This window comes from Streptomyces sp. UG1 (assembly GCF_049974585.1).
Lineage (GTDB): Bacteria > Actinomycetota > Actinomycetes > Streptomycetales > Streptomycetaceae > Streptomyces.
In genome coordinates, this window is sequence record NZ_JBNGGG010000003.1 from 158,734 (window position 1) to 171,506 (window position 12,773).

Sequence of the window (12,773 nt, forward strand, 5' to 3'; positions counted from 1 at the left end):
TCGTCGCGTCTGCTGGGCGTATGGACTTCGACAGGCGCACGGTGATGGCGGCAGGGCTCGGGGCGGCGGGGGCGTTGGGGATGGGGGCGGGCCGGGCAAGGGCGGCCGGGGGGAGGGGAAGTGGTGGTGCGGCGGCGCCAGTGGTTATCCGCGTGCAGGGCGAGTCCGCGATGTGTACGAACATTCCGGTGGGCCGTGACCGACGTGCCTCGCGGGGGCGGTACCTGGCGCTGTTGGCGGCGCGGGAGGCGGTGGGTGGGAGTGGGTGGTTCGCTGCGTACCGGGTTCGGGTGCCCGAGGCGGGGGTGTACGCGCTGACTGCCGTTGCCACCGCGCCCGTTGAGACGCCGCATACGGAGGCGGTCGGCTCGTATGTGCAACTGCGGGTCAACGACGGGCCCTTCGGCGAGGTCGCGCGCTCGCAGCCGTACTGGTACGAGTCGAGGCCCGCCTGGGGGGACTTGTCCGTGTTGGAGCTCGGTGAGGTTGAGCTGCGGCGCGGCGAGAACGAGGTCACCTTTCGTGTTGTCGAGCCGGTCGTGCTCGATGACGTCACGGCGTATGTGCTCTCCCTCGATCACTTCACGCTCACCCTGCGACGGCGCCAGGCGGCCGGGCAGCCCGTCCCGCGTGAGGTGTCGGTGCCCGTCCATCGGCACGGTGATCCCGCCCCGGTGATGTGCGTGCGGTTCGACGGGCGTGCCGCCCGCGCGCATCACGTGCGCTATACGGTCGCCGACCATCGCGGGCAGTGTGTCGCCGCCGGGCGTGTGACCGTGCGCGCGGGGGAGGCGACGGCGGCCGTCCGGCTTCCTCCGCTGCCGCCGGGGTATTACCGGGTCGATGTCGAGGGGGTGGGTGGGCGGTTCGCGTGTCTTCCGGAGCGGCTTGCCGTCGTCGGGGCCGGGAGCCGGTTCGGTGTGAATCTCTGGGCGTCCTCTCTCGTACCGCCGTCCCGGATCGACGGACTCGCCCGCGCGCTGCGGCAGATGGGCGCGGGCTGGGTGCGCGACGGCCAGTCCTGGCCGGCCGCCGAGCCGGTGCCCGGGGCGTACGACACCGAGCGGCACGACCGTGTCGCCCGCGCCCTGGGTGCGCACGGGCTGGCGGTCCTCGACGTGGTCTCGCCCGCACCACAGTGGGCGATGACCGAGGCGTCGCTGCCGCTCCCGGCGGACCTGCGGCACGCCTACCGCTACGCCCGCCGGCTGGCGCAAGCCGCCCCGGACGCGCTGCAGTTGTCCAACGAACCCGACGTCGACACCACGCGCAGCACCGGCGACGCCCACGCCGCGTTCGTCAAGGCCGCCGCGCTCGGCATCAGGGGCGTGGCCGAGGACATGGCCGAGGATGCGGTCGGGGAACTGGACAGGCGACCGCCGCTCGTCGTACTGCCCGGCATCGCGCAGAGCGGCACCTTCCAGGAGCTGATGCTCGACAACGACGTCGTACGGTACGCCGACGCCTGGGCCTTCCACGGCTACCCGGACCCCGCCGAGCAGGACGACCCGCAGTTCCCCGGCGCGGCGGCCGAGCAGCGTGAACTGGCCCGCCGGTACGGGGCGTCCGGCGTGCCGCTGTGGATGACGGAGTGCGGTGCCTTCCTCGACGCCCGTCCGCGCCTGGACCTCACCCCCGCCCAGGAGGTCGTACAGGCGCGGTACGTCGTGCGTTCCATGGTGGAGGGGCTGGCCGCCGGAAACGCGCGGCAGTTCTGGTTCGCGGGGCCGCCGCTCCACGACGACGGCGTGTACTTCGGACTGTTCGACCGGGAGTTCCAGCCCCTGCCCGCGTACGCCGCCTTCGCGGCCCTCACCTCGCTGCTCGGCGAGGCCCACTTCGTCGGCACCGTGCCCCGACTGCCCGACGGCGTCTCGGGGTTCGTCTTCGACAGCGGGCGCGGCGAGCGGGTCACCGTCCTGTGGGCGCCGAGGCCGGTGCGGCTCGACCTGCCGGGCACCGCGTACGACATGATGGGGTGCCGGGTCACCACCGCGGTCACCGCCTCGCCCGACCCCGTCTATGTCGTCGTACCGACGACCTCTGACCCACCACCGTCACCTCGCGTGCTCAGGACTCCGCGTCGCCATCTCTCCCCCGCCGAGCACATCGTTCTCAGTCAGCGCTACTCGGCGCGTAACGCCGCGCCCGGCAAGGACAACGGCGACGCCCCGCCCCCGCTGGGCTACCGTCTCGGCCGCCGTACGCGCATGACGGTCGATGTCTACAACTTCAGCGGCTCGGCGCGGTACGTGACGCTCACTCCGCGCCCGGCGCGCGGCTGGTCGGTCCGGCCGCAGGGGGTGGCCCGGGTCCGTGTGCCCGCCCAGGGGCGTACGGGCGTCGGCTTCACCGTCACGGCCGGCCGTTCCGTGCCCCGCCGGATCGACCATCGGCTGGCGTTCGCCGCGGTCCTCGACGACGGCAGCGAGGTGCCCGTGTCCGTGGCGCTGGTTCACGTGAGGTGACGCCATCCCGCCCTCCGCACTCCGCCCTGCCGCCGTGCCCCCTGACGGCCCCTCACAGCCCCCCGAAGCTGATTGGGCCTCATGGGCGTGGCCCGTATGGCAGCTTCGAAGAGCGCTGAGGGACATATCGGATTAGCCTCCCAAATGAGCGCTAAGTGGATCTTTAGTCGCGCGCTCTACTCGAAACAAGGAGGAGACATGCGCAAGCTTCAGAAGGCCGCTCTCGCGGCCGCGATGGTCGGGACCCTCAGCCTCATAGCCACCGGCTCCGCCAACGCGCAGCCCGCGTACAACGACCACGGCCATGGTCATTGTCACTCGCACGACTTCAACATCGACATTCTCGGCCAGGTCGGGCTGCTCAACGGTCTTGCGGGCAACCTGCTCAATGGTGAGGGACACCCCGGCGCGCAGTTCAACGACGTCGGCTCCGACTGCCACCACTGAGCGACAACAGCGAATCTGTCATGTAGTTCGCCGAGACAGGGCCCGGTGCCCGGGTGACAAGCCCGGGCACCGGGCCCTTCGTCCATGGATTCATGGACGCATGGATTCATGGACGCATGGATACGGGCGACCAAAGTCGCAGCGTCGTAGACCATCGGCCGATGACCGGGCATGCGGTCCTCGCCAGACTCGGCAGGGCAGGAGAGTGAGCCGGCTGGAGAGGGACGGGGAGCGCGGGGCGGTATGGGATCGGGGGAAGTGGAACGTGGGGGGCTCGGCGGGGGTGTGGGGGCCCGCAAGGTCGCGGTCCCGGTCACGGTCATCGCTGGGTCGGCCTGGTCGATGACGTTGTTCTGGGTGGCTTGTGGGGCCGTTGTCGGCTGGCTGGTCACCCTTCTTGCCGATTGGTTCGTGACGTTGTCCTGGGCTCCGCTGCAAGGGCCCGCCGAGCTGCTGCACTCCGTTCCGGAGCCCTGGCAGACCATCGGTGCCGTCGGAGTGGGGGGCGCACTGGGGCTGGTGGTCGGGTTCGTCGCGGTGCACGAGTCGCTCGTGGTCAGTGTCTCCCCCAGTCGGGTCGAGCTCAGGGTCAGGGACTCGTCGCAGGAGTTCGGGCGTGACGAGGTCGCCCTTGCGGTGCGGGACGGCAAGAAGCTGGTGCTGCTCGGGCCGGACGGCATGGAGATCGCGCGGGAGACCTGCGAGCTGTCCTGGGCCGAGGTCGCCGAGGCCTTCGCCGAGCACGGTTACCGGTGGGCGGACGAGGATCCCTATCGCGCGGAGTTCAGGCTCTGGGCGCCCGGGATGCCGGGGCTGCCCGAGGGGGCGGACGCGCTGCTGCAGGCCCGTGCGGTGGCACGCGAGAAGGACGGGGGTGCCGAGGACGCCCGGGAGCTGCGCGGGGAGCTGCTGCGGCTCGGTGTCGTCGTGCGTGACGAGAAGAAGCGGCAGTACTGGCGTGTGGCTCGGCGTTCCTGACGTGACGGGTTGATGGGCAACGCGGCAACGCGGCAGCGCGGCAGGGGGTGTGACCCGGAGACGCGGCCCGTTGTTGATCGATTCGACCCGAGTCGAACCGGATGGCCAGGTCTTTCCGGAACGTCCCACTCTGGTTGGGCCGGACGGGGGCGGCCGAACGAGGCAATGCTCCGACCATCCCTGGTTCCCCTCCCCAGAGGATTGCGCCGACCGTGGAGCAAGACGGGGTTGGGCGTGATCGTGCTCGCCTTGGCCGGCGTCCGGCTCCGGCGATTGACGTCGTACGACCACTGTGGGACCGCGGAGGGCGGGCCGCACCGAGCAGCATGCTTCGGTGCGGCCCGCCCGTATCCTCGCGTCCTCGCGTCCTCGCGTCAGCCGGTCGTCGTTGTCGACGCCTTGCCCTCCGTCAGGAGCCACTCGCGGTGGAGGGCGCCCAGTGGGATCTTCGTCTGGAGTACGGGGGTGCCGAAGATGGTCAGTTGGAAGTTGAGGGTGCCGGTCAGGTCCACGCCTCCGTAGAGGGCGTAGGCCCCGGCCGCCGAACCCGTGCCGTCGGCGGAACCCTCGGCCGACGCGTCGGCGTGGGCGCGGAGGTACGGGGCCAGGTCGGCGGTGACGCCCACCGTGCCGTAGAGGCCGACGGTGGCCTCGGCGCCGAGGGCCGCCTTGACGTCGCCCGCCGCCGTCACCGTCGTCTTGAGGGGTTCGCCCGTCATGTCGGACTCGCTGACCGGGGTCCAGCCCTTGGCCCAGGAGAAGCTGCCGCCGACGCGGAAGTCGCCCTTGAGGTCCTGTTCGACGTCGACGGTGACCTTGCCGTCGGCGTTCACCTGGATGTAGCAGGTCAGGTCCAGATTGACGACGACCGGGATCGGGCCGACCTGGATCACCGGGTCGGCGTGGAGCTTGGCGAAGGGGATGCGGATCGGCTGACCGTTGGTCGAGCCGGCCGCGCGGCCCTTCAGCGACCACTGGGAGGCCCACTCGCCGGACAGGCCCAGGAAGGCTGCGCCGGGCGAGTCGGCCGTTTCGGGGGTTCCGGAGGTTCCGGAGGCTTCGGAGGCTTCCGAGGTCTTGGAGCCGTCGTACGAGAACGCGACCTCGGGGGCCAGTTGCACGAAGCCCTCCACGGACGCCGACGCCGACGCCGGGGCGCCCTCGGCCGTCGCGACCGCCGCGCCCACGTCCATACGCAGGCTGCCCAGCGGGAGTTTCGCGCCCTCGGGGCCGAAGTGGAGGTCGCCGGTCTTCGCCCAGGAGACCTTCACGCCCTGGACCAGCGGCTCGACCTCCATGGCCGACGGGTCCACCGGGACCTCGCCCTCGGCCTTGCTGGCGCCGAGCACGGAGTTGAGCTTCGCCGGTTCCGTCTCGACGGACGTACCGCCGTTCTCCGCGGTGCCCACGACCTTCGTGACCTCGGCGAGGACGCCGTCGGGGGCGCCGGGGGCCGGGGCGCTGGCGATGATGTCGCCTTCGGTGACCGGGGGTTGGGCCGAGGGGTCGGCTGACGGATCGACTGAGGGTTCGGCCGAGGGATCGGCTGAGGGGCGGGACGTCGGGGTGGCGGTCGGCTTCTTGGCGGGCGGTGCCGAGATGACGGCCCGTCCGGTCTTCCTGTCGTACGAGGCGACCTTGAGGGAGGACTTCCGCGCCGTGCCTCCCTCGCCTCCGTCCGCGACCGCGGTGGGAGTGGCCGCGCCGGACGGGGCCGATACGACGGCGAGTTGCTCCTGGGCCGCGGCGGGGGGCGGGGTGGGGCTCTCGACTCCCGTCGTGGGTGCGGAGTCGGCGCCGGTCGGGGAGGTGGAGGAGCAGCCCGTGGTCAGTACGGCCGCGATGGCGATCGCCGGCAGTAAGGCGTGCCTCTTGAGCTTGGGTCTGTGCATGCGTGTTCCTCGGGAGCGATGTATGGGGGTGCGCTACAGGAGGTGACACATGGGGGGCGGGCATGCCGATCCGGCCGTTCCGGCGCGGTGCGCTCGGACGGTGACCTCGACGCTGATTACCCCCCAGTAGTCATGCATGAGCATGCCAGTACTGGGGGGACAGCGGACGCTTTCTTCTGCCTCGATCGCGGTGACGTGAGTCACAACTGATCGAAGGTCAGCCCTCGCAGCCTTCTCCGGGGTTCTCGGGGGACGGTTCGGGGGCGGTGGTCTCCGGAGGGGTGGGGGGTTCTTCCGGGGGTTCAGGGGTGGCCGGGGCCTCAGGGGTCTCCGGGTACTCAGGGGTGTCCGGGTACTCAGGGGTGTCCGGGACTTCCGGCGTCTGCGGGGCCTCCGGCTCCTCAACCGGTTCCGGTTCTGCCGGGGGTGCCGGTTCTGCCGGTGCTGCCGGTGCTGCCGGTTCCACCGGCTCTACGGGAGTTGACGGCGACGACTCCGGCGCTTCGGGCACCTCGGCCTCCGAGGCCTCCGGGACCTCCGGGGCCGCCATCGTCTCCGGCACCTCGGGCTTCTCCTGCACCTCAGGCCCATCCGGCTCCACCTCCCCCACCGGCGGTGCCTCACCCCCACCCTCGGCACGCGCAGGCGCGACCTCATCGACACCCGGCACCTCAGGAACAGCCGCCGACTCAGGCTCAGCCCCAGCTACCACACCCGCAGGCACCCGCGGATCAACCGGCACCCCCGGCACCCCCGGCACCTCCACCCCCGCCCGCTCCCCCGCCCGCTCCCCCGCCCCCTCCGACGGCCGAGCCACCGGCGCCTCCGCCAGCGGCACACGCGACGGAAGCGGTGTGGCGGACGGGCCGCCCGTGCCCAGCGCCAGCATCATCACGAGGGCCGCGCCGGTCACCGTCGCCCCGGCCGCGACCGCCGCCGGAACCTTCGCGCCGCTCACGCCGCCCGTCACCGCCTGCCGGGCCGTGTGCAACACACCGCCGAGCTGGCCGCTCAGCGCACCCGTCGCGCCGACCGCACCCGCGGACCCGGCCGCCAGCGGCAGCAGGAACTTGCCCGCGCCGCCCACGGCGAGGGCCAGCAGGGCGGGGCCGACGAGTGCGGGCAGGCGGTCGTTGGCGCGCATGAGCACCGCGAGCCGGCCGCGGCAGTCGTCGCAGGCGTCGACATGGGCGAGCAGGCGTTCCGACTGACGGGGCGTCGCGTTGCCGCGGACGTACGCGGGCATGCGCACCCAGTGGACCTCGCAGGCGGGGTCGTCGGGGGCGCCGGTCTGGGAGCGCAGGAAGGCCTGGCGCATGCCTTCGCGGGCGCGGTGCAGCAGTACGGCCGTCGCGCCCTGCTTGGCGCCGATGCGCTGCCCGACCGTCTCCAGCGGCTGGCCCTCCGCCTCCGCCAGCCACAGGGCCTGCACCCAGCGTTCGGGCAGTTGGCCCAGCACACGTACCAACAGGTCGACGGAGGAGACCTGTTCGGCCGGGTCCGCGGCATCCTCCGCGCGGACGGACATCTCCGTGCGCTCGGCGGTGCGCGGGTCGTGCGGGGTCTCGCGCGCGTCGCCGGCGGTCGTCGCCGCCAGGTGCCGCACCGTCGTCATCAGATACGCCGGTACGTTCTCGATCTCGTGGCCCTGCGACAGCCGGCGCCAGACGCGGAAGTGCGCCTCGGCGACGAGGTCCTCGGCCGCCCAGGAGTTGTTGCGGGTGAGCGAGCGAGCGTACGCGACCAGGCGCGGCTGCTGTTCCTCGTAGATGCGGGCGTACGAGGCGGTGGCGGAGGCGCGGGGTGACGCCTGGGCGGGCACCTTGGGGGAACCGTCGGACATGGCGGGAACGCTCCGGTTGCCTGCTGATCTGATGGGCGCGGACGAGTTTGTCAGCGTAGATGACTTAAAACTCAACCATCCGGTTCGCGTGAGTTAGATCACAGAGGTGAGGTTCCGGTTCGGCGTAATCAACAGGCCTGCCACGCGGTCGAGAAGGCGTACCGGCACCCACAGGAGAGAAGACCGACCATGCGCCTCACCCTCGACCAGCCCGTCCGCGCCCGCCTGGCCACCCCCGACTACCCGGAGCTGCCGATCCGCCCCACCCTGCGCTACCGCGCGGCCGATCCCTTCGCCGTGCGCATCGACTTCCCCGCCCATGTCTCGGCCGACGGGGACGGGGTGACGTGGACGTTCGCCCGCTCGCTGCTGGAGGAGGGGCTGGTGGCGGCCGCCGGGATCGGGGACGTACGCATACGTCCGTACGGCCGGTCGCGCACGGTCATCGAGTTCCACGCGCCGCACGGCATGGCCGCCATCAGATTCGGCACGGCCTCTCTCCGGCGGTTTCTGCAACGCTCGTACGCCGTCGTCGAGCCGGGGAGAGAGACCCTGGGCCCGGAACTGGACCACGGCCTGATGTCCCTGCTCGACGGGGTGTGAGGCTCAGCCGGCCGGTGAGACGAGGCCGGCGCGCGCCGTGTGGCGGATCCTCTTGGTGCGGCCCCGGTCGGCGAGGAGGGTGAGCGCCGTGGCCGAAATGGCCGGGGTTCCGGCGAGCTTGAGCTGGAGCCAGTTGGACGAACGGGTCAGGGCGTCGGGGTCCCATGGGTCGTCGAGGTGGACGGCTCTGAGGAGGGTCCACTCGCGGAGGCGGTTGGTCAGGAAGGGGCGGCCGGCCGTCGCCGCGGTCATGGTCTCGGCCCACTCGGCCCATTCGGCGTAGTCGCGGGTCACGTGGATCGCGGCGGCCCGGTGGTCCAGGTGACGGGTCACGGCGGACTCGGCCATCGTCCGGTCCGGGTCGGTGAGGATACGGCGGATCAGGGCCGGTTCCTCGGTGGGGGAGGACCGCCGCAGTTCGTCGACGTAGGCGGCGAAGCGGGCGTGTTCAGGGGGTTCGCCCGTGCCTTGGGAGGGTTGCACGGGGTGATCCTGGCCCCTCGGCACCGCGCCTGTCAGGGAGTTCTTCCCGGCCCCGGCCCGGTCTCCACGGATCCGCCCGCCGGGCCAGGGCGCGGGCGCCGTGGCGCAGGGATGGTGGGAGGCGGTGGATGAGGGTGCGGGCCGTGCGGCGCAGGTGGGGGGAGTTGGTTGTGTGGAGGAAGGCGCGGTGGGCGGTGGTCGTGTGGCCCAAGGGGCCTACTGCCAGGCGGAGTTGGTCGTCGCGGGCGGACCAGGTGGGGATGAGCAGGCGGGGTGGGGCGCCCAGACGGGTGGTGGGCAGGTGGGGGCGGTGCTCGGTGGTGGTGGCGGTGACGCGGACGCGGCGGCCCACGCCCAGGAGTTGGGCGGAGGCCCAGACGAGGTGCGTGCCGGGGAGCAGGGTGTCGCCGCCGGCGAGGGTCCGGGGGTCCACGGCCGTCACGCCGGACACGGCGACGCGGTGGTGGCCGGTGGTGGCCAGGGGTTCCAGGCGCGGGGTGAGATCGGCGTCCGGGAACCACCACTCGTCCCGTGCCGTGTCGTGGACGAGCAGTTCGCCGCGGGCGTGGTCGAGCGGGTCCGGGACCTCCCAGTGCTCGGCTCCCTCGATGCCGGCGAGGAGGGCGGGGTCCAGGAACAGCCTGCCGTCGCGCTCCTGGAGGGTGAGGGGTTCGCCGTCCGGGCGGAGCAGGGTGATCGTCGTCGAGATGAGGAGCCTCGCCCCGGCCGGCCCGCCCACGCTGCCGCTCCCGCTCCCGCCCTCGCTCCAGCGGATGTCGTCGATCGTCAGGTGGGCTCTGATGTGCTGGGTGCGGCGGGCCAGTTCGACGAGGGAGTCCAGGCGGCCGGCCTCCAGCAGGGCCGCCCTGAGTGCGCTGATCGCCGGGAGGCCCGCGCGTACGCCGGGCGGATAGCAGTCGAGGGCCATGCGGCGTACGACGGTGAAGTACCGCTCCAGGGCCTTGCCGGTGCGCTGCAGGACTCGGGGCTCGCTGACCGGGCGCAGGAGTTCCACTCGGTAGGAGCGGCGCAGGAGGTGGTCCTGGAGGGGGCCGGGGTCGGTGCCCTCCTTCACCGCCGCCACGACCGTACGCAGATGGCCGTAGTAGACCTCGGGCGGTGTCGCGCGGGCGCTGGTGTTGCCTCCGTCGTCGCGGCGGTTCCAGATGTAGCAGGGGTGGCCGCCGAGGATGGAGACGGTCTTGGCGCGGACGTACGCCCTGGCCATGAAGACCTGGTCCTCAAGGCGTACCCGCCCCTCGGGGAACTCGATGCCGTGGTCGAGCAGGAAGCGGCGGCGGAACATCTTGTGCGGGGTGAGGCTCTCGAAGAGGGGCGCGTCGGCGGCGGTGCAGCGCTCCACCGTGCGTTTGAAGACGCTGCTCGGGCCCTGCATGGTGCCGGTGACCTTGCCCAGCACGATGTCGGAGCGGTTGCGGACGGCGAGGCCGTGGAGGCGCTGCAGTGCCTCGGGGGTGAGTTCGTCGTCCTGGTCGACGAACTGGACGTACTCGCCGCGGGCCAGTCGCACGCCGACGTTGCGGGGCTTGCCGGGCCAGCCGGAGTTCTCCTGGTGGGCGACGCGGACGTGCGGGTGCCGGGCGGCGAGGTCGTCCAGGCGCCGGGGGGAGTCGTCGGTGGAGCCGTCGTCGACGTAGATGATCTCGTACGCGTCGCGTCCGATGCTCTGGTCGAGGAGCGAGGGTGCGCACAGGTCGAGGTAGCGGCCCGCGTTGTGGACGGGCACCACGATGCTGACCTTGAGCATCACTGCTCCCGGTGACGGACGCGGTTGGGCCCGGCTGCTGCCGGGTGAGGCCACCCTCCACGCTAGGGCGAACCTCCGGCTTCGGAAACCCGCCCCCGCGTCCCGCTAGCCCCGGTGGCTCAGCACATTCACCACCCGGCCGCCCGGATCCCTCACGAAGAACCGCCGTACGCCCCACTCCTCGTCCTGGATCTCCCGTACGACCTCCGCGCCCGACGCCACCACCTGCGCGTACACGGCGTCGACGTCCTCGACCTCCACGCTCAGGTCGGGGACGACGGGGGCGGTGCGCTCCTCGGTGAAGAAGCTGATCTGGGCGGTGGGATTGGATGGGGAGGTCATCGTCGTCACCCAGCCCATGTCCATGGCCTCCTCGAAGCCGAGGAGGCCGTAGAAGTCGCGGTTCGTCGTCTTCGCCTCCTCCGACCCGACCTGGACGTTGGGGACGATCCTGCGAATGGTCATCGGTACGGCTCCCTCAGTGATGTCAGTGATGTCAGTGACGCCAGTCGTGTCAGTGGCGTCAGTGGTGTCAGTGGTGTCCGGAGTTTTTGTTATCCCCGCAGTCTCGCTCCGTCTCCTCACCGTCCCCAGCCACAGGCACGCGAGGAATGAGCCACGTGACACGACAGATCAGCCGCCGAAGCATGCTCAAGGCCGCGGGTGCGACCGCCGGAGCCGTCGGTATCGGTACGGCCGTGACGCCCGCTCCTGCCGTGGCGGCCGGCGGCTACGCCCACCCCGGCCTGCTGCACACCCGCGCCGACCTCGACCGCATGGCCGCCAAGGTGAAGGCCGGCGCGGAACCCTACACGGCCGGGTTCGCCAGGCTGACCGCCAACGGCCGCTCACACAGCGGTTGGACGCCCCGCCCCGCCGCGACGGTCTACCGGGGCGCCGGCACCCCCCAGAACTACGCGGCGCTCTTCAAGGACATCCACGCCGCCTACCAGAACGCCCTGCGCTGGCACGTCAGCGGCGACAGCGCCCACGCCGAGACCGCCGTCAAGATCCTCAACGCCTGGTCGGCCACGCTGACCAGCCTGCAGGGCAGCGCGGACCGGTTCCTGGCGGCGGGGCTGTACGGTTACCAGTTCGCCAACGCCGCCGAACTCGTCCGTGACCGGGACGACTTCGAGCTGGAGCGGTTCCGGAAGATGCTGCTCGACGTCTTCCACCCGCTCAGCGAGGACTTCCTCGCCAACCACAACGGCGCCGTCGTCAGCAACTACTGGACCAACTGGGACCTGTGCAACATGGCCTGTGTCCTGGCGACCGGGATCTTCTGCGACGACCAGGCCAAGGTCGAGCGGGCCGTCGAGTACTTCAAGCACGGCGAGGGCCTGGGCGCCATCAAGAACGCCATCCCCGTCGTGCACGACGACGGGCTCGCCGAGTGGGTCGAGGCCGGGCGCGACCAGGGGCACGCGCTGATGGGCGTCGGTCTGATGGCCACCTTCTGCGAGATGGCCTGGAACCAGGGCATCGACCTGTACGGCTACGACGACAACCGCTTCCTCAAGAGCGCCCAGTTCGTGGCCAAGTGGGCCATGGGCGGTGACGTGCCCTTCACCGCCAACACCCGTGCGAAGGGCGCCGTCAACGGCTGGTCCGGCAGCGAGACCGTGACCTCGGCCGCTCCCGTCGACCCGGCCATGCAGCGCCCCATCTGGGCCATGATCGCCAACCACTACACCAAGCGCCGGGGACTGGACGCGTCGTACGTCACCCGCATCGCCGCCCAGGCCGCCCCCGAGGGCGGCGGCGGGGACTACGGCCCCGACAGCGGCGGCTACGACCAACTGGGCTTCGGCACGCTGGCGTTCACGCGGGACCGGGCCACGGGGGCGGGAGGCACCGGCGGTTCACCCAGCCCGGCCGCGTCGGGGTCAGCGTCGGCCGCGGCCGGTACGGGGTCGGACGCCCGGCCGCAGACCGGGACCGGCGCCGGGGCCGGCGCATTCCCCTCGGCGTCCGCCTCCGCCGCCGCTACCGGTGACCTCGCCGCCACCGGCTCGAACGACATCCTCGGCTGGACCGCCGCCACCGGCATCACCGCCCTCGCCGGCGGCCTGCTCCTGCTGCGCCGCCGCGACCGGCTCCGGCGCGAGTCGCAGTAAGGGGCACAGGGCCACGGGAAAGCACGGGCACTGGTCCAAGGCACGGGCACTGGTCTCCGGTCCGGGCTCTCCACGGGGGAAGAGCCGGGGCCGGTCCCTTACGCCGGATGTCATACGCGTGATGCCACACGCCCGATGCCATACGCCGGCCGGATGGCATGGCCCCCTGCA

At 71.8% G+C, this 12,773-nt stretch carries 10 protein-coding genes; 5 read left to right on the top strand and 5 right to left on the bottom strand.

Going from position 1 to position 12,773, the window contains the following annotated elements:
• The first annotated feature begins 188 nt into the window (after positions 1 to 188).
• From ACP4J3_RS04615 to ACP4J3_RS04625, 3 genes are all read left to right on the top strand, one after another.
• The gene (locus ACP4J3_RS04615) at positions 189 to 2,468 is read left to right on the top strand and encodes a hypothetical protein (protein WP_426530632.1); all 2,280 of its coding nucleotides are present in this window, start codon (positions 189 to 191) and stop codon (positions 2,466 to 2,468) included.
• Positions 2,469 to 2,666: 198 nt separating this feature from the next.
• Positions 2,667 to 2,915, top strand: a complete 249-nt coding sequence (locus ACP4J3_RS04620; protein ID WP_426530634.1) for a hypothetical protein — start codon at positions 2,667 to 2,669, stop codon at positions 2,913 to 2,915.
• 243 nt (positions 2,916 to 3,158) lie between these two features.
• Positions 3,159 to 3,893 (top strand): YqeB family protein, encoded by a 735-nt coding sequence (locus tag ACP4J3_RS04625; protein ID WP_426530636.1) that lies wholly within the window; start codon positions 3,159 to 3,161, stop codon positions 3,891 to 3,893.
• 374 nt (positions 3,894 to 4,267) lie between these two features.
• Here the strand turns inward: ACP4J3_RS04625 and ACP4J3_RS04630 are convergent, their stop codons facing one another.
• Positions 4,268 to 5,785: a hypothetical protein gene (locus ACP4J3_RS04630; RefSeq protein ID WP_426530638.1), complete on the bottom strand. Its 1,518-nt coding sequence runs from the start codon at positions 5,783 to 5,785 to the stop codon at positions 4,268 to 4,270.
• Between the two features lie 217 nt (positions 5,786 to 6,002).
• The gene (locus tag ACP4J3_RS04635) at positions 6,003 to 7,628 is read right to left on the bottom strand and encodes a sigma-70 family RNA polymerase sigma factor (RefSeq protein WP_426530640.1); all 1,626 of its coding nucleotides are present in this window, start codon (positions 7,626 to 7,628) and stop codon (positions 6,003 to 6,005) included.
• A 189-nt stretch (positions 7,629 to 7,817) separates the two neighbouring features.
• Here ACP4J3_RS04635 and ACP4J3_RS04640 point away from each other — a divergent pair, with 189 nt between their 5' ends.
• Positions 7,818 to 8,231 carry an SsgA family sporulation/cell division regulator gene (locus ACP4J3_RS04640; protein ID WP_426530642.1) on the top strand — a complete coding sequence of 138 codons (414 nt, stop codon included), beginning with the start codon at positions 7,818 to 7,820 and terminating at the stop codon, positions 8,229 to 8,231.
• A 3-nt stretch (positions 8,232 to 8,234) separates the two neighbouring features.
• On the opposite strand, the gene ACP4J3_RS04645 is transcribed toward ACP4J3_RS04640, so the two are convergent.
• The 3 genes from ACP4J3_RS04645 to ACP4J3_RS04655 form a co-directional block, all read right to left on the bottom strand.
• Positions 8,235 to 8,714 carry a hypothetical protein gene (locus ACP4J3_RS04645; protein ID WP_426530644.1) on the bottom strand — a complete coding sequence of 160 codons (480 nt, stop codon included), beginning with the start codon at positions 8,712 to 8,714 and terminating at the stop codon, positions 8,235 to 8,237.
• A complete protein-coding gene (locus ACP4J3_RS04650) occupies positions 8,680 to 10,482 on the bottom strand; it encodes a glycosyltransferase (RefSeq protein WP_426530646.1) in 1,803 nt (600 codons plus the stop codon). Before ACP4J3_RS04650 ends, ACP4J3_RS04645 begins: the two co-directional genes overlap by 35 nt.
• A gap of 105 nt (positions 10,483 to 10,587) precedes the next feature.
• On the bottom strand, positions 10,588 to 10,947 hold the full coding sequence (locus ACP4J3_RS04655; RefSeq protein WP_426530648.1) for a VOC family protein: 360 nt from the start codon (positions 10,945 to 10,947) through the stop codon (positions 10,588 to 10,590).
• Positions 10,948 to 11,093: 146 nt separating this feature from the next.
• On the opposite strand from ACP4J3_RS04655, the gene ACP4J3_RS04660 reads away from it, so the two are divergent.
• Positions 11,094 to 12,602 (top strand): alginate lyase family protein, encoded by a 1,509-nt coding sequence (locus ACP4J3_RS04660; protein ID WP_426530650.1) that lies wholly within the window; start codon positions 11,094 to 11,096, stop codon positions 12,600 to 12,602.
• Positions 12,603 to 12,773 lie beyond the last annotated feature (171 nt).